The organism is Streptomyces sp. CA-251247 (assembly GCF_050952975.1).
In the GTDB taxonomy this organism is placed as follows: Bacteria; Actinomycetota; Actinomycetes; order Streptomycetales; family Streptomycetaceae; genus Streptomyces; species Streptomyces achmelvichensis.
In genome coordinates this window covers 6,090,012-6,112,002 of the sequence record NZ_CP191861.1, presented here as the reverse complement: position 1 = coordinate 6,112,002, position 21,991 = coordinate 6,090,012, and the positions used below count along the sequence as shown (strand labels likewise).

Below are 21,991 nucleotides of genomic sequence, written 5' to 3'. Positions count from 1 at the left end.
TCGGGTCTCAGGCCGGCTCAGGTCGGGTCGGGTCGTGAAGGGCGCCGAAGCGGGGCTGGGCCCGGGACTCAGTGCGGGGGCGTAGGCGGGCCCCCGGGCCCCTGGCGCGGCGGTGTCAGACTTCCGGGCGCAGCATCGGCGGGTTCAGCACAGTGGCTCCGCCCGCCCGGAAAAGCTGCGCGGGCCGACCGCCCTGGCGAGTGGTCGTGCCGCCCGCCGGAACCAGGAACCCTGGTGTGCCGGTCACCTTGCGGTGGAAGTTCCTCGGGTCCAGAGCGACACCCCACACCGCCTCGTACACCCTGCGCAGCTCACCGACGGTGAACTCGGGCGGGCAGAAGGCCGTGGCCAGCGACGAGTACTCGATCTTGGAGCGCGCCCGCTCCACCCCGTCCCCGAGAATCCGCGCGTGGTCGAACGCCAGCGGAGCCGCCGACTCACCCTCGCGCGCGAACCCGCCCTCCTGGCCGAGAAGGTCCTCGACCGGCGCCCACCGCGCGCTGTTCGCGTCCCCGCCGGCCCGGGGAGCCGGCAGATCGGGAGCCAGCACGAGATGGGCGACGCTGACGACCCGCATCCGCGGGTCCCGCTTCGGATCGCCATAGGTGGCGAGCTGCTCGAGGTGCGCACCATTGCCGGGGGCCGGTGACAAGGGGTCGTGGACGCACAGGCCGGTCTCCTCGGAGAGCTCACGCGCCGCGGCCGCCGACAGATCCTCGTCCCCGCGGACGAAGCCACCGGGCAGCGCCCACCGCCCCTGGAACGGCGGCTCCCCGCGGCGAACGACCAGTGCGCAGAGCGCATGCCGACGCACGGTGAGCACGACCAGATCGACGGTGACAGCAAAAGGGGGGTAGGCCGACGGGTCGTAGGGAGGCATGCCGTGATCATAGTCGTCTGCCTGACGATAAACACTCGTTTCGTCGGGGAGGGGGGTGCTTTCTTCCCCCCTCCCCCCGCCCACCCCGCCCACCCGCTCACACCCCCGGTTGAAGGCCCGGCGCGTCCTCCTCGATCATGCCGACACCCAGCCTGCTGACGCGTACGGCGAAGGGCTCACCGGCCACGCTCAGCCCCAAGATCCCGACCGCGCCGAGCGGAGCGCAACGCACCGGGCGCATGGGTGTGGTGGCGTGTCTTCCGTGGGCTCCGGACAGCCGCTGCATGTACGAAGGCACGGGTCGTACGACCCCGCCACGACGGTGAACGGCTGCACAGGCATACGGGTCACGGCTGTCATGGCTCGCTCCGCGAGTCCTGCCGGCCGTCGCGCCGGCTGTCCGGGCTGCGCTGACCTGCTGCCTTGCGGGGGTGCGCCGACGCGGACGCCGTCTTCGCGGGTCGGCGGGGCCGGGTGCCGATCGGGGCCCGGGCCTGCCGGGTGCGCGGGCGCCCTCGCCGCCCCGCCACGTCGGGTGTCTGCGGCTGGTCGGGTGTCTGGTGGATACGCCGGCTGTCGCCGTCGGCGGCGCTCTGGAGCTCCTCTCGTGAAGTGCGCTCCTTACGAAGGCAGTTGCGCAGGGTCTCCGGGTCCAGGCCCTCGTTGCAGGCCTGGTGGAGGAGGCGGGCGAAGACGTACTGATCGTCGAGGCGCAGGGCGAGTCCGAGAGCGACGCGGGCACTGGGCTCGTCCCCGGTGGACCAGGCGACCCAGCCCGCGAGGGTGAGGGGTGCTGTGGCGTGCTCGGCATACGGGGCGACGCATCGCCGGCACAGGGCCCGCCACAGGCGCAGGGCCGAATCCGCGTCGGGGCCCTCCATCCACTCCGCTGCGCGGTCCCGGGTCTCCCGGTCCTGCAGCCCGAGAATCATGGCGGCGGCTTCGTCGTGGCTGAGGAGTGCGTCGTCGGTGGCATCCGCCTGCGACCTGCTGGAGGTCCAGGGTGTCTCGGCGATGCGGGCCATGAGCGTGCGAGCCAGGGTGAGCGTCTCGGTGGCCACCTGCTTGCGTCCCAGTTCGTCGAGGATCCTCGGCACGAGTGCCGCTCCTGCCCTGTCGAGCGCTTTCGCCTGGGCGCCGGCCGATGAAGCCGTCGTGGGTGCGAGCCGCGCCTCCATCTCGCGCAGTGATCCGCGCACGTGGACCCCGGCGTAGGCCGCGGCGGCCGCCATCACCGATGTGCCGGGGATGGCGAGCCCTTTCCCTTCCGGCGGGCAGCAGCGTTCGTCGGGGCAGCAGTAGGACCAGAAACGTCCGTCGGAGATGCACAGCGCCTCGTAGACGGGCACGTCGAGGAAACCGCATGCGGTCCGCAGTCGCTGGGCGAGAGGGCGCAGTCGCTCCATCACGCTTCGGCTCGTCTCACCTTCGGCCGGGTCCTGGCAGAGGTAGACGACGAAGCCGTCGGGACGCGACCCTCGCCGCTCGCTCCCTTCGATCAGGCATTCCGCGAGCTGCTGGGCCACGGGTGACCATTCACGCTGCGAGCGGGGAATGCCGAGCCTCACCCGGCCTCCGAAGCGGCCGCGGCTGCCGTGCAGCGCGACGATCACGATGGAGTCGGTGGGGTGAAAACCCATCATGTACGGAAGCGCATCGGCCAGTTCGGCGGGGCCGCGCAGGGTGATCTGCTGGTCGTCGGTGCGGTGGACGGGTTCGTGGTGCTTGTTCATGGCATGACGGTCTCGCGGGAGATCACCGTCCGCGACCCCTGTGGATAACGTTATCCACAGGCCGGCGGCTCATTCGCGGTTTGTCGGTGCCATCGGGTTGCATGGGGTCATGACCAACGCAGACCTCGCGGATTCCGCGGACCTCAGGGCCTCGGCCGACGCCGTGCTCGCCCGCCTCGTCTCGGACAGTTCGGGCACGGCCCGGCTGCGCGAGGACCAGTGGCGGGCGATCGAGGCGCTCGTCGCCGACAAGCGCCGGGCCTTGGTGGTGCAGCGGACCGGCTGGGGGAAGTCGGCGGTGTACTTCGTCGCGACGGCGCTGCTGCGCGGGCAGGGCAGCGGCCCGACCGTGATCGTTTCTCCGCTGCTCGCTCTCATGCGCAACCAGGTCGACGCAGCGGCCCGGGCGGGCATCCGCGCCCGGACGATCAACTCGTCCAATACGGAGGAGTGGGACACCGTCCAGGAGGAGGTGGCCGCGGGCGAGGTCGACGTACTGCTCGTCAGCCCCGAGCGGCTGAACAATCCGGACTTCCGCGACCAGGTGCTGCCCAAGCTTGCCGCCGCCACCGGCCTCCTGGTGGTGGACGAGGCTCACTGCATCTCCGACTGGGGCCATGATTTCCGCCCCGACTACCGGCGGCTGCGGACCATGCTGGCGGAGCTGCCGGCCGGGGTGCCGGTGCTGGCCACCACCGCGACGGCCAATGCCCGGGTGACGGCGGACGTGGCGGAGCAGCTGGGTACGGGCGCGGGGACGGACGCCCTGGTGCTGCGGGGCCCGCTGGACCGGGAGAGCCTCAGCCTGAGCGTGCTCCAGCTCCCCGATGCCGCCACTCGTCTTGCGTGGCTGGCCGATCATCTCGGCGAGCTGCCGGGGTCGGGAATCATCTACACCCTCACGGTCGCGGCGGCCGAGGAAGTCACGGCGTATCTGCGCCAGTGCGGGCACACGGTGGCCTCGTACACGGGTCGTACGGAGAATGCGGATCGCCAGCAGGCCGAGGAGGATCTCCTCGCCAACCGTGTCAAGGCACTGGTCGCCACATCCGCGCTGGGGATGGGGTTCGACAAGCCCGACCTCGGTTTCGTGGTTCATCTGGGTTCACCGTCGTCGCCCATCGCCTACTACCAGCAGGTGGGCCGTGCGGGGCGTGGGGTGAAGCACGCGGAAGTGCTGCTGCTGCCGGGCAAGGAGGACGAGGCGATCTGGCAGTACTTCGCGTCGGTCGCCTTCCCGCCGGAGGAGTTGGTGCGGCGCACTCTCGATGTGCTGGCGCAGACGGACAGGCCGCTTTCCCTGCCGGCGCTGGAGCCGTTGGTGGAGCTGCGGCGTACACGGCTGGAGACCATGCTCAAGGTCCTCGACGTGGACGGCGCCGTGCGCCGGGTCAAGGGCGGCTGGACGACCACGGGCCGGCCCTGGCAGTACGACGCCGACCGCTACGCGTGGGTGGCCCGGCAGCGGGACGCCGAGCAGCAGGCGATGCGGGAGTACGCGCGGTCGACGGGCTGCAGGATGGAGTTCCTGCGGCGGCAGTTGGATGACGAGGAAGCGGTTCCGTGCGGCCGCTGTGACAACTGTGCGGGGGGCCGGTTCAGCGACAAGGTCTCCGACACGGCGCTGGACGCTGCTCGCGGAGAGTTGAGCAAGCCCGGTGTCGATCTCGATCCCCGCAAGATGTGGCCGACCGGTCTGGCCGCGGTGGGCATCAATCTCAAGGGCCGGATTCCGGAGGGCGAGCAGGCCTTCACCGGGCGGGCGCTGGGCAGGCTCTCGGACATCGGCTGGGGGAATCGTCTGCGACCGATGCTGACCGCGCAGTCGCCGGACGCTCCGGTGACGGACGACGTGGTGAACGCGGTGGTGACGGTCCTCGCCGACTGGGCGAAGGGGCCCGGCGGCTGGGCATCGGGTGCACCGGACGCACCGGCGCGTCCGGTCGGCATCGTGACCGTCGCATCGCGGAGCAAGCCCCAGCTGGTCGGTTCCCTCGGTGCCAGGATCGCCGAGGTGGGCCGCATGCCGCTGCTGGGATCCGTCGAGTACGCAGCCGAAGCCACGGACACCCGCATCTCGCGCACCAACAGCGCTCAACGGGTGCGGGCACTGCATGAAGCCTTCACGGTGCCGGCCGAGCTGGCCGAAACCTTGACGGCGGCCGGCGGGCCCGTGCTGCTGGTCGACGATCTTTCGGACAGCGGATGGACACTGGCAGTAGCGGCGCGGCTGCTGCGCAGGGCCGGTGCCAAGGGGGTGTTCCCGCTGGTCCTTGCAGTCCAGGCGTGACCGCAGGGGTCAAAGAAGCTGTGGATGGGCAGGGATATCTGCGTCATACCCGCCGAATCCCGCCGGTGGCGTCAAATTGCTCGTTGCCGCATGCCGACGCGCCAGCGAGAATTGGAACGCTCCCCGCACGGCCCGTTCGCGGTCCGGATGAGCCGTGCCGCGGTGCGCCTTCACCCGATCCTGCCCGCACTGTGGGCGCGTATGCGAAGGGAGTTTCGTGACCTTCGGATTCGCTTCGTCCGCAGCCACTTCGATCACCAGCTCGGGCAATTCCGCCAACCGCCTCGCCAGGCTGCTCGAGCCCGCCGAGTGGGCGGCCGCGGGAATCCCGTTGCTGCGCAATCCGCGAGAAGTGGTCAGCGGTCTGCACGCCCGGCACAGCCCCGCCCCGACGACGGCGGTCGTCGCCGTCCTCGATCATGAGGAACGGCTCGCCGCCAGTGCGTCGTTCGCGCGGCGCTCCGCACCCGTCGACGGCTGGGAGTTCCGAAACGTCCTGCTGGCGCATCTTCGCCGGGTCATCCCCCACGATCTTCGCCGTCGTACGCCGGTGCGGACAGCCGTGCTGCTCTACTGCCGTGAGGGCGACGAGCGGTGGACGGAGGAGGACGGCGCGTGGATGTGGGGGCTGCGGGACGCCTGCACTCTCCACGGGCTGCGCTGTGGCGCGTACATCACGCTGACCCGTGGCGGCTGGCAGGTCCTCGGCGAGGGCCGGGGTGGCCGCCGGCCGAGCTCCACGTCGACTCCGGGGGATCTGGCGGAGATGGCGGCGGTCGGCGAGCCACTGGAGCTGCGCACCGCCAGCGGCGCGGTGGACGCGTTGCGGCGCGCGGCCGCCCGCTGAAGCCCTGAGCTGCCGGCGCGCGGGAGCCGCGGCGGCCGCCACGGCTACTGATCAACGGCGGACACCGGGGCGCCCGGCGAACCTGCTACGGCTGACGTCAAACCGATGCCGGACAGGCCCGCCCGGCGTCGTGTCGCGCATCGGACCCGTCGACCAGCCCCCGCACCACGACGTGCCCCGTCAACTCATCGGGCGGCCGGCCAACTGGCAAGGGTTCATGGAGCAGGGCACGAGTACGCGCCGCGGCCTCCTTCATCGGGCGACGCGCACGCCGAAGCGCCCTCTGCGCCCTCCCGTTGTCCGGCTGCCCTTCGTCAGGCTGCCGGACAACGGCACACCGGGAGGTTCCAGTCAGGCCGCCGCACCGAGTGCGGTGTTGATCCGCTTCGGGTCACCGCACACGATGAGTAGTGCACCTGCCTTGGCCAGCGCCGCCGGGAGTGCTGTGGCGGCTTCCTCGTCGGTACCACCGTTGAGCGCGACGACCACCACGGGACGGGTGGAGGCCCGGCCCAGAGCGGTGGCGGCGGCGTAGAACACGTCGTCGCCTGCGTCGTGCTGTGCCCAATAGGTGGCTTCGCCGAAGGACAGCTCATGCGCGGCCCACGGGTGCTGTTCACCCGTGGTGAGCACCAGGACGTCGCCCGGTGCCCTGCCTGTGTCGAGCAGGAGGTCGATCGCCTCTTCGGCGGCGTCGAGTGCGCCGTCCGCGGGGGCGGGGATCAACTGGATCTGCGGCTGGGAACGGTTCTCCGACCGGGCGGCTTGCGGCTGTCCGGTGGAGGTGTGCGTACGCGGCGTCGGCGCGGGCCGGGTGGAACCCGGGCCCGGATGTCCGGGACGCGGCGAGGCCATGGAACGCGGACCGGGTACGGGACGAGGGGTCGGCGCGGTGCGGCCGGCGGCCGGTGTAGCGCGGGGACCCTGGGCGCTCTCGTGAATCTGAGGCTCCTCGGGAATGAGAGGCATGGGTGGATGTCTATCAAATGCCGGTTCGAACGGCATAGGCGGGTGGGCACATGAGTGCGACTGCCCTGCCGGCAGGGCTGGTTCAGAATTCGAAGCCGAGCTGGCCCCCACTCTCCAGTTCTGCCGCCTCCGGAGAGAGTCGAATCTTCTTCAGGTGCCGCCATGCGGGCAGGGCGTCGAGATAGGCCCACGAGAGCCGGTGGTACGGCGTGGGGCCGAGCTCTCTGAGAGCGGCCTGGTGGACGGGCGAGGGGTAGCCGGCGTTGTCGGCGAAGGCGAAGTCGAGGAACTCCCCCTGCAGTTCGGCCATCATCGCGTCCCTGCGCACCTTGGCGAGCACCGAGGCCGCTGCGACCGCGACGCACGACTGGTCTCCCTTGATGACCGTACGGACGCGCCACGGATCCCCGAGGTAGTCGTGCTTGCCGTCGAGGATGACCGCCTCCGGGCGTACCGGCAGCGCGTCCAACGCGCGGGTGGCCGCCAGCCGGAGGGCCGCGGTCATGCCGAGTTCGTCGATCTCCTCCGGCGAGGCATGCCCCAGGGAGTGGGCCGTGACCCACCTCTCCAGCTGGACGGCCAGCTCCTCGCGGCGCTTCTGGCTCAGCAGTTTGGAGTCGGTGAGGCCGACGGGCGGCCGGCGCAGTCCGGTGATCGCGGCGCATACCGTGACGGGACCGGCCCAGGCGCCTCGTCCGACCTCGTCGACACCGGCAATGATCTTGGCGCCGGTGGTCGCTCGGATCGAGCGCTCGACTGTGTGGGTGGGTGGTTCGTACGGCATGGCGCCAGCAAGCCTACGCCGACCGACCCTGCCCGGAACAACCGGATTCCCGTCACGGTTCGACCGCGCCGGACAAGGCCCGTCCGGGAGGGTCGATCAGCCCTTGTGCGGACGGAGCAGTGGGACCATCACCTGGTCGATCATTTCGGCGATGTCTCCGTCAGGCCATTCGCTTCCGCACACCTTGGAGCGATACATCATCAGGCCCGGAATCACGTCGATGACAAGGTCGTGAGCAGCGTCGGGGCGGACGTCCCCCCGGACCATTCCACGGCGTACGACGTCACGGAAGAGCTGCGTGGACGGTTCGATCACCTGGCGGACGATCACCGCGAGAAACCGTTCGGCAGCGGCAGAGTCGCACTCGTGAAGCACTGAGCGGAGTGCGAATCCGGACCGCGAGTACATCGCGTCCCGCACTCGACGGCACAGCTGGAAGAGATCCTCGCGGATGCTTCCGTGATCGTCGGCCTCGACCAGCTGGGGCAGGGCGGCCTGCAGGGCATCGGCGACAAGGTCCTCCTTCGAGGGCCAGCGACGATAGACAGCCGCCTTCCCGGTCTGGGCACCGGCGGCGACACCTTCCATGGTGAGTCCGCTCCAGCCGACGGTGCTCAGCTGCTCAAGCGCAGCATCGAGGATCGCGCGTTCCAGCACCTGCCCGCGACGGCGCAGCGAGACCGGGGATGTCTCGGCAGCGACCGTCCAGCGCGAATTGGCCATCATCTTCTCTCCGTTGGGGACTGGAGTTCAGTGAACGCTTGCGTTCACTGATGGGGACTCTCTACGGTTGACAACAGTGAACGACCGCGTTCACTAACACACTTGTGGGGGGACACCAGTGACAACTTCTGAACTAGCAGCTCCCAGTACGCCCGGGGCCGCTCGCCGACCAGGACGCCCCGGGATTGCCCTCACTGTCATCGCCGCCCTCCAGCTCATGGTGGTCCTCGACACCACGATTGTGAATATCGCGCTCCCCCACATCCAGGGGACACTCGAGTTCACCACGACCCAGCTGTCCTGGGTGATCAACGCCTACACACTCACCTTCGGCGGGCTGCTGCTGCTCGGCGGCAGGGCGGGCGACATACTCGGCCGCCGGAGAGTCTTCATCTTCGGCGTGCTGCTGTTCACCTTCGCCTCGCTGCTGTGCGGCGTCGCGCAGGAGGCGTGGCAGATGCTTGCCGCGCGCGCACTCCAGGGTGTCGGTGGCGCGATCGCCTCACCCACCGCGCTCGCACTCATCACCACCACTTTCCGCGAAGGCCCGGAGCGCAACCGGGCGTTCGGCATCTTCGCCGCCGTCTCGGCCAGCGGCGCGGCCATCGGTCTGCTCGCCGGCGGCATGCTCACCGAGTGGCTGGACTGGCGCTGGGTGTTCTACGTCAACCTGCCGATCGGCATCCTCATCGCCGTACTCGCGCCGATGTTCATCAACGAGTCCGACCGGCACTCCGGCCGCTTCGACATCACGGGTGCGCTCACCTCGACCGTGGGCATGGCGTCCTTGGTCTACGGGTTCATCAGGGCCTCCGAGGACGGCTGGAGCGACGGGCTCACGCTCGGCGCGTTCGCCGCGGCGATCATCCTGCTCACCGCGTTCGTCATGATCGAACGCAAGGCACGTGAACCGATCACACCGCTGCGCATGTTCGCCGACCGCAACCGCTCGGGCACGTATCTGATCATGATGAGCCTCGCCGCCGCCATGTTCGGCATGTTCTTCTTCATCGTCCTGTTCGTGCAGAACGTGCTGGACTACAGCCCCATCACCTCCGGTCTCGCGTTCCTGCCGGTCACCGTCATGATCGTGACTGCGGCCGGGCTCTCGTCGAAGCTGCTCCCCGTACTCGGCCCCAAGCCGTTCCTGGTGGCCGGGGCACTGTTCACGGGAAGCGGTATGGCGTGGCTGACCGCGCTCTCCCCGGAGAGCTCGTACCTCGGCGGGGTGCTGGGACCGATGCTCCTCTTCGGTTTCGGCATGGGCCTGGTCTTCGTGACCGCGACCCTCACCGCGGTCTCCGGGGTGTCGCAGCACGAGTCGGGGGCGGCCTCCAGCCTGCTCAACGCCACCCAAATGGTGGGCGGTTCGCTGGGACTGTCGATCCTCATGACCATCTTCAGCACCGCCAGCCGCGACGAGGCCGAGCGACAGCTGCCGTCGTTCCTTGCCGAGTCCACTCCGGCGCAGAAAGCCGTCTTCGAGAAGACGCACGAGATGCCGCCGCCGTGGGGACACCAGGTACTCGCCGAGGGCATCGCGACATCGTTCTGGGCAGGTGTCGGCCTGGTCGGACTGGCCGCGGTGATCGCCCTGTTCGTCATTCGGGTGCGCAAGAGCGACCTGGAGGCACTCAGCGGGGCAGCAGGCCCTGGAGGGCACGCCGCGTAGCGCCGGGGGTGTGCGGGCCGCGCCGGCGATCGACGCGGCCCGCACAGACGCCCCGACCGCCGATGCGGCTCCCAACAAGGTCCGTCAGCGGGACTGAGCAACAGACCCGAGCAGATCGAAGCCGGGCACGCACACAGAGTGAACCGAAGATCAGCGACAGACCCTCAGCTAGCCGCTGCCGGGAGCCAGCCCGGCAGCGTCTCCGTACGCTCCAGCCACGCGGCCGGCGGCTGTCCGGCCTTCCCCGCGGCGACCACCCCGCAGGCGATGGCGCACGTCGTGTCCACGTCGCCTCCGACCTGCGCGGTCGTCCAGAACGTCCGCTCGAAGTCACCGAGCGACCGAGCGGCTGACCAGAGCGCGAACGGCACGGTGTCGTGCGCGCTCGTGCGCCTGCCGCTGCCCAGGACCGCGGCGACGGTCCCGGCGTCGTTGTAGTCGAGCATGTCCCGCGCCCGGCGCAACCCCGCTCCCACCGCGCTGCGCGGCACAAGCGCGATGACGCCGTCGAGCAGATCCGTGGGCTGGGGAGGTCCCGCCGGATTCGCCGCGATCGCTGCTGCCGCCGCCACAGCCATGGCGCCGACCACAGCCTCACGGTGCTGGTGCGTGGTGTACGAGGAGATCTCGGCCTGGTGCGTGGCCTGCTCCGGGTCGTCCGCGTACCAGGCGCCGAGGGGCGCGATCCGCATCGCGGATCCATTTCCCCACGAACCCTGGCCCTTGAACAGCCCCGTGGCCAGTTCTCGCCAGTCGCCGCCTTCGCGGATCAGCCGGAGCATGCGATTGACGGCGGGGCCGTATCCGCGGTCGAAGTCATGGTGCTCGGCGAAAGAGCCGGCCAGCGCGTCCTGGTCGATGCGCCCGTGATGCGCGAGCACGGCGAGCACCGAGGAGGCCATCTCTGTGTCATCGGTCCATTGCCAGGTGCCCGAGGGCACCTCGCGCCGCTTCAGCAGCGGGTAGTTCGACGGTACGAAGTACTGGGAGCCAAGGGCGTCTCCCACAGACAGTCCGCGCAGGCTGTCCAGGGCGCGTGCGAAGCGCCGGTCGCGAGAGGAGTCAGCGGTCATCTTCCTGCCACTCTATCCGGTGACGCCGTACGGTTCGGGGGTGCGCCAGCGCTCGAACGGCCGGTCAAGGGCATAGCGGCCGTCCTCGCCGAGCTCGAGCACCCGCATGTCGCCGTTGCAGGGATTGGCGAGCGACTCGAAGTCCGCGACCGTCCAGTGGAACCAGCGCATGCAGAAGAGCCGCATGGTCAGTCCGTGCGTCACGAGGAGCACGTTCGGCGGGTGGTCGGGCGACTCGAAGCTCCGGTGAAGGCTCTCCAGGAAGGCGCCGACCCTGTCGTACACGTCCGCTCCGGATTCGCCCTGGGCGAAGCGGTAGAAGAAGTGCCCATAGGCGTCTCGATAGGCCTTCTGGAGCCGCACGTCGTCCCTGTCCTGCCAGTTTCCCCAGTCCTGCTCCCGCAGGCGCGGCTCCTCGCGGACCCGGACGAGTTCGGGGTCGAGGTCGAAGGCGCGGAAGGTCTGGTGCGTGCGGCGGTAGGGCGAGACGTAGACGCTCACCTGCTCCCGGCCGAACAGCTCACGCACCCGGCGGCCCGTTTCCTCGGACTGGGCCCAGCCCTTGCTGGTCAGCCCCAGCGCATGGTCGGGCTCGCGCTCGTACACGGTGTCGTCGGCGTTCCCTTCCGACTCTCCGTGTCGGACGAGGACGATGCGTTGCGGTCTTGCCATGTCTCGACCCTAGATCGCCCTGGGGCCTGCTGAGCGGCGGGACAGGATCCAGGCGGCCGATCCGGCCCGTGAGGTGTGGCACATCAGAGGCCGCCGCCGGGTCGGCAGGAGGCCGTCAGACGGTCCAGGACGGTTCGAGCTGGACGACATCACCGCTGAGTGCCGCCACATCCGCCTCGGTCTGTGCCCGAAGGAGCAGCCTCTCGACGCGTTCCCGGCGGTACTTCCCGTGCTCGGCGGCAGACTGCCACATCGACATCACCAGGAACTCGTTCTCGGGAGCCTCGCCGAACAGCCCCCGGACCATTCCGGGCGAGCCCGCCATGGCCGGGTTCCACACCTTCTCCTGCATGAGCGCGTAGTGCTCGACCCGGTCCTCGCGGACCTTGCAGTGCGCGACCCGCACCACGTCGGCCCCGGTGAACCGCGGCTCGAAGCCGGTCTTCACATCGAAGCGGTGGTCGAACAGCTTGGCCTGACTGTCCTTGTACGTGCCGGACTGGCTGGACGCCAGCCGGTCGTGGGAGCGCGCCATGAACGAGTCGTAGAACGCCCGGCTCTCCCAGAATGCGAACACATGGGCCACATGCGGCCGCCCCTTGCTCCACCCGCCACCCTGTCCCCGGAATCCCGGCTCACCCAGCAGCCCCGCCCACTTCCGCTGTCCCCGCTCGAACCCACGACGGTCCACCACGGTGCAGCGAATCCACTTGACCAGCACCGCGCCATCGTACGGCTCGGAACGTGGCGCCGGTCACTCTCCAGAGGAGTGCACTCCTTCCAGATCGACACAAGCATCGGCCGCCAGTTCGATCTCGAACCCGTCGGCGAGGACCCAGGGCTCACCGACGCTCAGGAATGATCAATTCCGGGCCGCGTGCCGTTCGGCGGTCGGGCAGGACCGGCCCCGCCTCTCCCTGGAAAGCCGGCCGCACTGTCAGACCCACGCTGCACAATGATCGTCATGACGGCGTTGCACACCAATCCCCTGTTCAGCCGGCTGGAGTCGGCCGAGCGCGTTCTCGTCGCGGGTGCGGGCGGCGGGTTCGACGTGTACGCCGGTCTGCCGGTGGCGCTGTCCCTGCATCACCAGGGCAAGGAGGTCCACCTCGCGAATCTGTCGTTCAGCGCCCTCGAAGGTCTGCCGCTGGACGCCTGGCTCGCACCCGACGTCGCCGTCGTCACCCCGACAACGTCGCTTCACCAGACCTATTTCCCCGAGCGCACCCTCGCCCAGTGGCTCGACCTCCACGGCTACCCGAGCACGGTCCACGCCTTCGCCCGCGCGGGGGTCCAGCCGGTGCGCGCCGCGTACACGGCCCTCCTGGAGCAGTACGACATCGACGCTGTGGTCCTCGTGGACGGCGGCACGGACATCCTGATGCGCGGCGACGAATCAGGGCTCGGCACCCCCGAGGAGGATCTGACGAGCGTGGCCGCGCTCCACGGAGTACCGAAGGAGCTCGCGCCGGAGCGGCTGGTCGTCTCCCTCGGTTTCGGTGTCGACGCCCACCACGGGGTGAGTCACGGACTGGTGCTGGAGAACATCGCCGCTCTGGACGCCGACGGTGCCTACCTCGGCGCCTTCTCGGTGCCGCGCAGCACCCGTGAGGGTGCGCTCTTCCTGGACGCCGTGGCCCATGCCCAGGCGCACACCGCGGATCACCCGAGCATCGTCAACGGCTCGATCGCCGCCGCGGTCCGGGGCGATTTCGGTAACGTCCAGTTCACCTCCCGTACCCGCGGCAGCGAACTCTTCATCAACCCTCTGATGTCCCTCTGCTTCGCCTTCGAGCTGGACGGACTGGCCCGGCGCTGCCTCTACCTGGACCGCATCGAGCACACGCATCTCATACGCCAGGTCAGCAGCGCGATCGAGGCATTCCGCGACGAGATCGTTCGACAGCGACCGCCTCGCCGCATCCCGCACTGAGCCGATAACGTCAACCGACCGTGAAATCCGGACAGTTACGGGAAGGGCAATCTGGTGAGCAGCCTCAACAAGGGTGTCGGCAAGGTCGAGGTGTCCCTCCGATGGGATCCGAGTCCCCTGGGCGAGGCGCCCCACGACCTGGACATAGTCGCCGCGACCTATACCTCGGAAGCGCCCCACGGTGAACCGGCGTACGTCGTGCACTTCGACAGCCGGTCGCCCGACGGCACCATCAATCTGACCCGGGACAGCAAGACGGGGCAGGGCTTCGGGTCCGATGAGGTCATGACGCTGGAGTTCGAACGGCTGGCCCCCACGTACGGACGTGTTCTGGTGGGTGTGGTCATACAGCAGCGGGACGGCCACCAGGTGTTCGGCGACGTGGCGAACACCCTGGTGAAAGTCACCGAGGGTCATACCGAGCTCGGGCAGAACGACTTCGCCGGCCTCCCGACGGCCACGGCGGCCGTCGTCGCGGAGTTCGTCCGCGGCGATACGGGCGAATGGCAGTTCCGCGAGGTCATGCGCGGCTACGACACCGAGCCGCAGGTATTCATCTCGCTGATGGGCAGCGACTGAGAGGACGGCCCGGATAAATCAAGAACTTCGGAAGCGTTTCGCGACGCTGACGACCGCCCATCTCGCGGACGCCTGCATCCGCGCCCGGCTGCCGGTGCGCTGCGCCCCGGCGGCCATGCACGCCGTGATACCGGGCAGTCGGCTGGCCGGGCGTGCCGTGCCCGCGCGGCACGTCGGCAGCGTCGACATCTTCCTGGAGGCGTTCGAAGGGGCGCGGCCCGGCGACGTGCTCGTGGTCGACAACCGGGGCCGTACGGACGAGGCGTGCGTCGGTGACCTGGTGGCCCTGGAGGCGCTGGACGCGGGTCTGGACGGCATCGTGATCTGGGGCCTTCACCGCGACACGGCCGACATCCGGGAGATCGGCCTGCCGGTCTTCAGCCTGGGAGGCGTCCCGACGGGCCCACTGAGGCTCGAAGCCCGTCCGGAGGGCGCCCTGGAGTCGGCCACGGTCGGCGAGTGGACGGTGGACCGTGCGGACCTGGTCCTGGGCGACGAGGACGGCGTCCTGTTCATCCCGGCGGCGCATGCCGATGAGCTGTTCGCACTCGCGGAGACGATCCGGGACACGGAGCGCCGCCAGGCGGAACGCATCCGCGCGGGTGAGTCCCTGCGCAGCCAGGTCCGGTTCAAGGACTATCTGACCTCGCGGGAGCAGACGCCGTCGCTGACCTTCCGCGACCATCTGCGCGCCGTGGGCGGGGCGATCGAGGAGTAGCCCCACCCCACGGGCTCAGACCAAGGGGCGGGGAGCCGGAAGAACCCGACTCCCCGCCCCGACAGGGTGGTTCACCCCGAGGGGTGCCCCGGGATCAGCTGCAGCCGCTCGTCGAGCCGCAGCCCTCGCAGATGTAGCAGGAACCGGCCCGCTGCATCTTCGTCCCGCAGGAGAAGCACAGCGGCGCGTCGGCGCTGATGCCCAGCTGCATCTCCACCAGCTCCGCCGAGGTGTGCGCCTGCTGCGGGGCCGGGATGGCCGCCTCCGGGGTGGCGACCGCCTTCAGTTCCTGCTGCCGCGGAGCGGACTGGGCCAGGCCCTCGACGTCCAGCTCCTCGTCGGTCGGCTCGTACGACCCGGTCTCGAGGTGACGCTGACGCTCGTCGGCCGAGTGGATGCCGAGCGCCGAACGGGTCTCGAAGGGCAGGAAGTCGAGCGCCAGGCGGCGGAAGATGTAGTCGACGATCGACTGCGCCATCCGCACGTCCGGGTCGTCCGTCATACCGGCCGGCTCGAAGCGCATGTTGGTGAACTTCGAGACGTACGTCTCCAGCGGAACGCCGTACTGCAGACCGACCGAGACGGCGATGGAGAAGGCGTCCATCATGCCCGCGAGGGTGGAACCCTGCTTGGACATCTTCAGGAAGACCTCGCCCAGACCGTCGTCCGGGTAGGAGTTGGCGGTCATGTAGCCCTCGGCGCCACCCACCGTGAAGGAGGTGGTGATGCCAGGACGGCCCTTGGGGAGGCGCTTGCGGACCGGGCGGTACTCGACGACCTTCTCGACCGCGGTCCGGATCGTCTCCTCCGCCTTCGCGGTGACCTCGGCCTTCTCCTTGTCCTTGGTCTTGGCGGAGAGCGGCTGGCCGACCTTGCAGTTGTCGCGGTAGATGGCGAGCGCCTTGACGCCCATCTTCCACGCCTCGAAGTAGACCTCTTCGACGTCCTCGACGGTGGCGGTCTCCGGCAGGTTGACCGTCTTGGAGAGGGCGCCGGAGATCCACGGCTGGATGGCCGCCATCATGCGGACGTGTCCCATCGCGGAGATGGAACGCTCACCCATGGCGCAGTCGAAGACCTCGTAGTGCTCGGTCTTGAGGCCGGGGGCGTCGATCACATTGCCGTGGTCGGCGATGTGGGCGACGATCGCCTCGATCTGCTCCTCCTGGTAGCCCATGCGGCGCAGGGCCTGCGGAACGGTGCCGTTGACGATCTGCATCGAGCCGCCGCCGACGAGCTTCTTGAACTTGACCAGGGCGAGGTCGGGCTCGAGACCGGTGGTGTCGCAGGACATCGCGAGACCGATGGTGCCGGTGGGCGCGATGACCGAGGCCTGCGCGTTGCGGAAGCCGTTCTTCTCACCGAGGCGGATGACGTCCTGCCAGGCCTCCGTTGCGGCGGCCCAGATCGGGGAGTCCAGGTCGTCCATGCGGACGGCCGTGGTGTTGGCGTCGGCGTGCTGCTTCATGACGCGCCGGTGAGGGGTCGCGTTGCGGGCGTAGCCGTCGTACGGGCCGACAACCGCGGCGAGCTCGGCGGAGCGCCGGTACGAAGTACCGGTCATCAACGAGGTGATGGCGCCGGCGAGCGCGCGGCCACCGTCGGAGTCGTACGCGTGACCCGTCGCCATCAGCAGGGCGCCGAGGTTGGCGTAGCCGATGCCGAGCTGGCGGTAGGCGCGAGTGTTCTCACCGATCTTCTGCGTCGGGAAGTCCGCGAAGCAGATGGAGATGTCCATCGCGGTGATGACCAGCTCGACGACCTTGGCGAAGCGCTCGACGTCGAAGGACTGGTTGCCCTTGTCGTCGTCCTTGAGGAACTTCATCAGGTTCAGCGAGGCCAGGTTGCACGAGGTGTTGTCCAGGTGCATGTACTCGCTGCAGGGGTTCGAGCCATTGATACGGCCGGACTCCGGACAGGTGTGCCAGTTGTTGATGGTGTCGTCGTACTGGATGCCGGGGTCGGCGCAGGCCCAGGCCGCCTCCGCCATCTTGCGGAAGAGCGACTTGGCGTCGACCTCCTCGATGACGTCGCCGGTCATCCGGGCGCGCAGACCGAACTTGTCACCGGCCTCGACGGCCCGCATGAACGCGTCGTTCACCCGCACCGAGTTGTTGGCGTTCTGGTACTGGACGGACGTGATGTCGTCGCCGCCCAGGTCCATGTCGAAGCCCGCGTCGCGCAGGGCGCGGATCTTCTCCTCTTCCTTCACCTTGGTCTCGATGAAGTTCTCGATGTCGGGGTGGTCGACGTCGAGAATGACCATCTTGGCCGCGCGACGGGTGGCGCCGCCCGACTTGATCGTTCCTGCAGAGGCGTCCGCACCGCGCATGAAGGAGACCGGACCGGAGGCGTTGCCGCCGGAGGACAGCAGTTCCTTGGAGGAACGGATCCGGGAGAGGTTCAGGCCGGCGCCCGAGCCGCCCTTGAAGATCATGCCCTCTTCCTTGTACCAGTCGAGGATCGACTCCATGGAGTCGTCGACGGACAGGATGAAGCAGGCGGAGACCTGCTGGGGCTGAGGCGTGCCGACGTTGAACCACACCGGCGAGTTGAAGCTGAAGATCTGGTGCAGGAGGGCATACGCCAGCTCGTGCTCGAAGATCTCGGCGTCGGCGGGCGAGGCGAAGTAGTTGTAGTCCTCACCGGCCTTCCGGTAGGTCTTCACGATCCGGTCGATCAGCTGCCGCAGACCGGTCTCGCGCTGCGGGGTGCCGACAGCCCCGCGGAAGTACTTGCTGGTGACGATGTTGACCGCGTTGACCGACCAGAAGTCGGGAAACTCGACGCCCCGCTGCTCGAAGTTGACCGAGCCGTCGCGCCAGTTGGTCATGACGACGTCACGGCGCTCCCAGACCACCTCGTCGTACGGATGCACTCCGGGGGTGGTGTGGATTCGCTCGATGCGCAGACCCTTGCTCGCCTTGGACCCCTTGGCGCGGGATCCTCGTGCCGGGCCGCTCGTCGTCTCTGTCATGCCGCCTCCCATACATGGGCAAAAACGCCCTGATGTGCCCAGATCTTCCCGAGGCACAGTTCTTGTCCGATGCCGCGAACGCCGCAGGGCGCCGTGGCAGGTCTTGGTGCCGCCTGACTGCGGTCGGCGGGCGATCGGGTGTCCGACCGCTCCGGCCGGCGTCGCTCAGTCGGCGGCGGTGGCGGGAACGGGGACCTCGAGGGTCTCGCCCGTGCCGCCTTCCTCTGCGGGCGGCCGTTGCTCGCGGAGCTCCGCGATGGCCGCCTCGAAGTCTTCGAGTGAGTCGAATGCCCGGTAGACGGACGCGAAGCGCAGGTAGGCGACGAGGTCGAGCTCCTGCAGAGGGCCGAGTATGGCCAGACCCACGTCGTGGGTGGTCAGCTCGGCGCTTCCGGTGGCGCGCACCGCCTCCTCGACCCGCTGGCCGAGCTGGGCGAGGGCGTCCTCGGTGACCGGCCGCCCCTGGCACGCCTTGCGCACGCCGGAGATGACCTTGTTACGACTGAAGGGCTCCGTGACACCGCTGCGCTTGATCACCATCAGCGAGGCGGATTCCACCGTCGTGAAGCGGCGAGAGCAGTCGGGACACTGCCGACGGCGCCGGATCGACGTCCCGTCGTCGGTGGTGCGACTGTCGACGACACGGCTGTCGGGGTGCCTGCAGAAGGGGCAGTGCATGGTTCCCAACCCTCCTTCGCGGCACGACTGAATAGCCTCGACAGGCGGTCGAAGCCCTTTCGAAGCAGCCCCAAGCATAGGCGATGACCACGGTCTTGGAGCACCGGGGACCACAACTTGTGGGCGGCAGACACAATCCAACCACTAGATCTGGGGTTGGGCCGCCTTTTTCGCGCCTAGAGCGTGTCGCGTGGCGAGCGCAGATCGCGGACGGCATACGGGCGGTGACGCCCCGGCACCGACGGCGCTCGACGGGCGGCGAACCCCTGCGAGTGAAGACGCGGTGGCGGGCGGCGCGGACACGCTCACGAAGACCGGCCACGAGGGTACGCGAGGGGCGCGGCGCCACCGCTTTCCGGGGCCCGGATGCAAGACTGCGGGCACCGCCCTGCCGTTCCGCGAGGCGGGCGATTACCGCAATGGCCCGAATTGCCCGCTGAGCGATCGTTCGCACATACACCCAGCCGCGCGCTTGCGTCAGCTAATCTGCCATATTTCACTCGAACGTGTGTTTGGCGCAACCTTTCGAAAGCAACTACCGTTGTCCAGCTAGGGAGACCATTCGAGAGGGGCCGACGTGACCACCACCGCAGACAGTGCCACCATCACTGCCCAGGACCGCTCCCAGAACCGATTCGAGCCGGTGCATGCCATGAATGACGCAGCCACGACCCCCGAGGGTCCCAAGCCGACGCGTTCGCTGCCCGGCCGGCCCCCAGGGATCAGGGCGGACAGCTCCGGGCTCACGGATCGGCAGCGGCGTGTCATCGAGGTGATCCGTGACTCCGTCCAGCGACGGGGTTACCCGCCATCGATGCGCGAGATCGGCCAGGCCGTGGGCCTGTCCAGCACCTCCTCGGTCGCCCATCAGCTGATGGCGCTCGAGCGCAAGGGCTTCCTGCGCCGGGACCCCCATCGGCCCAGGGCCTACGAGGTGCGCGGCTCCGACCAGCCCAGCAACCAGCCGACGGACACCAGCGGCAAACCCGCCGCGTCGTACGTCCCACTGGTCGGCCGGATCGCGGCCGGTGGCCCGATCCTGGCCGAGGAGTCGGTCGAGGACGTCTTCCCGCTCCCCCGGCAGCTGGTCGGCGACGGCGAGCTGTTCGTCCTCAAGGTCGTCGGTGACTCGATGATCGAGGCCGCCATCTGTGACGGCGACTGGGTGACCGTGCGGCGCCAGCCCGTCGCGGAGAACGGTGACATCGTGGCAGCCATGCTCGACGGCGAGGCCACGGTCAAGCGGTTCAAGCGGGAGAACGGCCACGTCTGGCTGCTTCCGCACAATGCGGCGTACCAGCCGATCCCCGGCGACGAAGCGACCATCCTCGGCAAGGTGGTGGCTGTGCTGCGGCGGGTGTGACACCACCCGCCGGCTCCGACCGGGCCCCGGGACCCACTGCGCCGGTCCCGGGGCCCTGCCATGTCTGCAGGGCCCCGCACCTCCACCGCGTCTCGCGCCGTACCCCGGCGTCAGGTTCCTGCCTTCGCCGCGGCGTCGATCGCGGACAGTGACCGACGCACCTGGTTGCGGTCCGTCGTGTACCAGAAGTCCGGCAACGACGCTCGCAGGTAGCTCCCGTACCGGGCGTTGGCCAACCGGGGATCGAGTACGGCAACGACGCCGCGGTCACCCGTGGCCCGTACGAGACGTCCGGCGCCCTGCGCCATCAGCAGCGCGGCATGCGTCGCCGCCACTGCCATGAAGCCATTGCCACCCGCCTCTTCCACTGCCTTCTGGCGGGCGCTCATCAGCGGGTCGTCGGGCCGCGGGAAAGGAATGCGGTCCATGACCACCAGCTGACAGTTGGGACCCGGCACGTCGACGCCCTGCCAGAGCGAGAGAGTGCCGAACAGACAGGTCTCCGGGTCCGCGGCGAAGGCCTTGATCAGCTCGCCGAGTGTCTCCTCGCCCTGCAACAGGATCCGGTTGTCGAGTCGCCCGCGCAGCTCCTCGGCCGCGGCCTGGGCAGCCCGCATGGACGAGAACAGTCCGAGAGTGCGGCCGCCGGCCGCCTCCACCAGCTCGGAGAGCTCGTCCATCATGTCGCCGCGGGACCCCTCGCGGCCCGGCGTCGCCAGATGGCGTGCGACGTAGAGAATCCCCTGCTTCGGATAGTCGAAGGGCGAGCCGACGTCGAGGCCCTTCCACTGCGGGACGTCCTCCCCGGCAATCCCCTCGGGGGACAGACCGAGGGACGCGCCCACACCGTTGAAGTCGCCCCCGAGCTTGAGGGTCGCGGACGTCAGCACCACCGACCGCTCGGTGAACAGCTTCTCCCGCAGCAATCCCGAGACGGTCAGCGGGGCGACCCGCAGAGAGGCGCCGAACCGGTCGTGGCGCTCGTACCAGACGACGTCGTACTCGGAACCCTGGGTGATGCGCTCCGCGACGCCGTGGATGTTCTCGACGGCTGCCAGAGCCTGCTTGCGTACCGCGTCCTCGTCCTGGACGGACTTGTCGCGGGTGGAGCCGAGCGCCGAGATGACATTGCGCGATGCGTCGCGCAGCGCCAGCAGGGCGTATCCGAGATCCTCGGGGATCTCCTCCAACCGGCCGGGAAGGGCGAGCTCCATCAGCCGCTCGAAGGTCTCCGAGGCGGTCTGCAGAGCATCCGCCGCCTTTTCGTTGACCAGCTTGGCCGCGCGCCGCACCGCCCGGTTGACCTGGCCCGGCGTGAGCTCCCCGGTCGCCGCACCCGTCACCCGGGAGACGAGCTCGTGGGCCTCGTCGATGATCAGGACCTCATGGCTCGGCAGCACGGGCGCGCCCTCGATGGCGTCAATGGCCAGCAGCGCGTGATTGGTGACGACGACGTCCGAGAGCTTGGCCCGCTCCCGGGCCATCTCGGCGAAGCACTCAGCGCCGTAGGCACACTTGCTGGCACCCAGGCACTCGCGGGAGGAGACGGAGATCTGCCCCCACGCCCGGTCGGAGACGCCGGGCGTGAGGTCGTCCCGGTCGCCGGTCTCCGTCTCGTCGGCCCAGTCCCGCATACGGAGCAGGTCCTGGCCCAGCTTGCTGGTGGGGGCGGCCGCCTCAAAGGGGTCGAACAGCCCGTCCTCCTCTTCCTGCGGCACGCCTTCGTGCAGACGGTGCAGACAGAGGTAGTTGGAACGGCCCTTGAGCATGGCGAACTCCGGCCGGCGACGCAGCAGGGGGTGCAGTGCGTCCACGGTGCGCGGCAGGTCCCGCTCGACGAGCTGCCGCTGGAGGGCCAGGGTGGCCGTGGCGATGACGACGCGCTCCCCGTGCGCCAGCGCGGGCACCAGATAGCCCAAGGACTTTCCGGTGCCGGTACCGGCCTGGACCAACAGATGCGAACCGTCGTCGACGGCGGCGGCCACGGCCTCGGCCATGGTGACCTGGCCAGGCCTCTCCACACCACCGACGGCGGTGACGGCGGCGTGGAGTAGTTCGGGGAGGGATGGCTTCGTCATAGGCCGACCACCCTACGGCTCA

At 69.2% G+C, this 21,991-nt stretch carries 18 protein-coding genes; 7 read left to right on the top strand and 11 right to left on the bottom strand.

What is annotated here, in order from left to right:
• Window positions 1–115: 115 nt before the first annotated feature.
• Window positions 116–880: an NUDIX hydrolase gene (locus ACQPWZ_RS27170; protein ID WP_340475835.1), complete on the bottom strand. Its 765-nt coding sequence runs from the start codon at window positions 878–880 to the stop codon at window positions 116–118.
• Between the two features lie 356 nt (window positions 881–1,236).
• Complete coding sequence (locus ACQPWZ_RS27165) at window positions 1,237–2,613, bottom strand: DUF4192 domain-containing protein (protein WP_433572600.1); 1,377 nt, start codon at window positions 2,611–2,613, stop codon at window positions 1,237–1,239.
• A gap of 109 nt (window positions 2,614–2,722) precedes the next feature.
• Between ACQPWZ_RS27165 and ACQPWZ_RS27160 the strand changes: the two genes are divergently transcribed.
• Together ACQPWZ_RS27160 and ACQPWZ_RS27155 are read left to right on the top strand one after the other, a co-directional pair.
• Window positions 2,723–4,903: a RecQ family ATP-dependent DNA helicase gene (locus ACQPWZ_RS27160; RefSeq protein ID WP_433572599.1), complete on the top strand. Its 2,181-nt coding sequence runs from the start codon at window positions 2,723–2,725 to the stop codon at window positions 4,901–4,903.
• 217 nt (window positions 4,904–5,120) lie between these two features.
• Window positions 5,121–5,750, top strand: a complete 630-nt coding sequence (locus ACQPWZ_RS27155; protein WP_313943680.1) for a hypothetical protein — start codon at window positions 5,121–5,123, stop codon at window positions 5,748–5,750.
• Between the two features lie 351 nt (window positions 5,751–6,101).
• On the opposite strand, the gene ACQPWZ_RS27150 is transcribed toward ACQPWZ_RS27155, so the two are convergent.
• From ACQPWZ_RS27150 to ACQPWZ_RS27140, 3 genes are all read right to left on the bottom strand, one after another.
• On the bottom strand, window positions 6,102–6,719 hold the full coding sequence (locus ACQPWZ_RS27150) for a hypothetical protein (RefSeq protein WP_405573306.1): 618 nt from the start codon (window positions 6,717–6,719) through the stop codon (window positions 6,102–6,104).
• Between the two features lie 82 nt (window positions 6,720–6,801).
• Entirely contained in the window at window positions 6,802–7,503 is a 702-nt protein-coding gene (locus ACQPWZ_RS27145) for a ribonuclease HII (protein WP_433572598.1), read from the bottom strand.
• A gap of 96 nt (window positions 7,504–7,599) precedes the next feature.
• Window positions 7,600–8,226 carry a TetR/AcrR family transcriptional regulator gene (locus ACQPWZ_RS27140; protein ID WP_327686720.1) on the bottom strand — a complete coding sequence of 209 codons (627 nt, stop codon included), beginning with the start codon at window positions 8,224–8,226 and terminating at the stop codon, window positions 7,600–7,602.
• A 118-nt stretch (window positions 8,227–8,344) separates the two neighbouring features.
• Between ACQPWZ_RS27140 and ACQPWZ_RS27135 the strand changes: the two genes are divergently transcribed.
• Window positions 8,345–9,898, top strand: coding sequence for an MFS transporter (locus ACQPWZ_RS27135; RefSeq protein WP_340475831.1), 1,554 nt, complete (start codon window positions 8,345–8,347; stop codon window positions 9,896–9,898).
• A 164-nt stretch (window positions 9,899–10,062) separates the two neighbouring features.
• On the opposite strand, the gene ACQPWZ_RS27130 is transcribed toward ACQPWZ_RS27135, so the two are convergent.
• From ACQPWZ_RS27130 to ACQPWZ_RS27120, 3 genes are all read right to left on the bottom strand, one after another.
• Window positions 10,063–10,971 (bottom strand): ADP-ribosylglycohydrolase family protein, encoded by a 909-nt coding sequence (locus ACQPWZ_RS27130; RefSeq protein WP_433572597.1) that lies wholly within the window; start codon window positions 10,969–10,971, stop codon window positions 10,063–10,065.
• A gap of 12 nt (window positions 10,972–10,983) precedes the next feature.
• Complete coding sequence (locus ACQPWZ_RS27125; protein ID WP_313943685.1) at window positions 10,984–11,643, bottom strand: histidine phosphatase family protein; 660 nt, start codon at window positions 11,641–11,643, stop codon at window positions 10,984–10,986.
• A 115-nt stretch (window positions 11,644–11,758) separates the two neighbouring features.
• Window positions 11,759–12,364 carry a YdbC family protein gene (locus ACQPWZ_RS27120; protein ID WP_340475828.1) on the bottom strand — a complete coding sequence of 202 codons (606 nt, stop codon included), beginning with the start codon at window positions 12,362–12,364 and terminating at the stop codon, window positions 11,759–11,761.
• A 243-nt stretch (window positions 12,365–12,607) separates the two neighbouring features.
• Here ACQPWZ_RS27120 and ACQPWZ_RS27115 point away from each other — a divergent pair, with 243 nt between their 5' ends.
• Genes ACQPWZ_RS27115 through ACQPWZ_RS27105 form a run of 3 tightly spaced genes read left to right on the top strand, consistent with a single transcriptional unit; the run spans window position 12,608 to window position 14,873 of the window.
• The gene (locus tag ACQPWZ_RS27115; protein ID WP_433572596.1) at window positions 12,608–13,576 is read left to right on the top strand and encodes a DUF1152 domain-containing protein; all 969 of its coding nucleotides are present in this window, start codon (window positions 12,608–12,610) and stop codon (window positions 13,574–13,576) included.
• A 54-nt stretch (window positions 13,577–13,630) separates the two neighbouring features.
• Window positions 13,631–14,155 carry a TerD family protein gene (locus ACQPWZ_RS27110; protein ID WP_433572595.1) on the top strand — a complete coding sequence of 175 codons (525 nt, stop codon included), beginning with the start codon at window positions 13,631–13,633 and terminating at the stop codon, window positions 14,153–14,155.
• A 13-nt stretch (window positions 14,156–14,168) separates the two neighbouring features.
• Window positions 14,169–14,873, top strand: a complete 705-nt coding sequence (locus ACQPWZ_RS27105) for an RraA family protein (protein ID WP_433573875.1) — start codon at window positions 14,169–14,171, stop codon at window positions 14,871–14,873.
• Window positions 14,874–14,967: 94 nt separating this feature from the next.
• Here ACQPWZ_RS27105 and ACQPWZ_RS27100 read toward each other — a convergent pair whose 3' ends face one another.
• Together ACQPWZ_RS27100 and nrdR are read right to left on the bottom strand one after the other, a co-directional pair.
• The gene (locus ACQPWZ_RS27100) at window positions 14,968–17,850 is read right to left on the bottom strand and encodes a vitamin B12-dependent ribonucleotide reductase (protein ID WP_340475824.1); all 2,883 of its coding nucleotides are present in this window, start codon (window positions 17,848–17,850) and stop codon (window positions 14,968–14,970) included.
• Window positions 17,851–18,015: 165 nt separating this feature from the next.
• The gene (gene nrdR / locus ACQPWZ_RS27095) at window positions 18,016–18,528 is read right to left on the bottom strand and encodes a transcriptional regulator NrdR (protein WP_313943691.1); all 513 of its coding nucleotides are present in this window, start codon (window positions 18,526–18,528) and stop codon (window positions 18,016–18,018) included.
• A gap of 577 nt (window positions 18,529–19,105) precedes the next feature.
• Between nrdR and lexA the strand changes: the two genes are divergently transcribed.
• Complete coding sequence (gene lexA / locus ACQPWZ_RS27090) at window positions 19,106–19,891, top strand: transcriptional repressor LexA (RefSeq protein WP_340475822.1); 786 nt, start codon at window positions 19,106–19,108, stop codon at window positions 19,889–19,891.
• A gap of 110 nt (window positions 19,892–20,001) precedes the next feature.
• Here the strand turns inward: lexA and ACQPWZ_RS27085 are convergent, their stop codons facing one another.
• Window positions 20,002–21,969: an ATP-dependent DNA helicase gene (locus ACQPWZ_RS27085; protein WP_433572594.1), complete on the bottom strand. Its 1,968-nt coding sequence runs from the start codon at window positions 21,967–21,969 to the stop codon at window positions 20,002–20,004.
• Window positions 21,970–21,991: the final 22 nt, after the last annotated feature.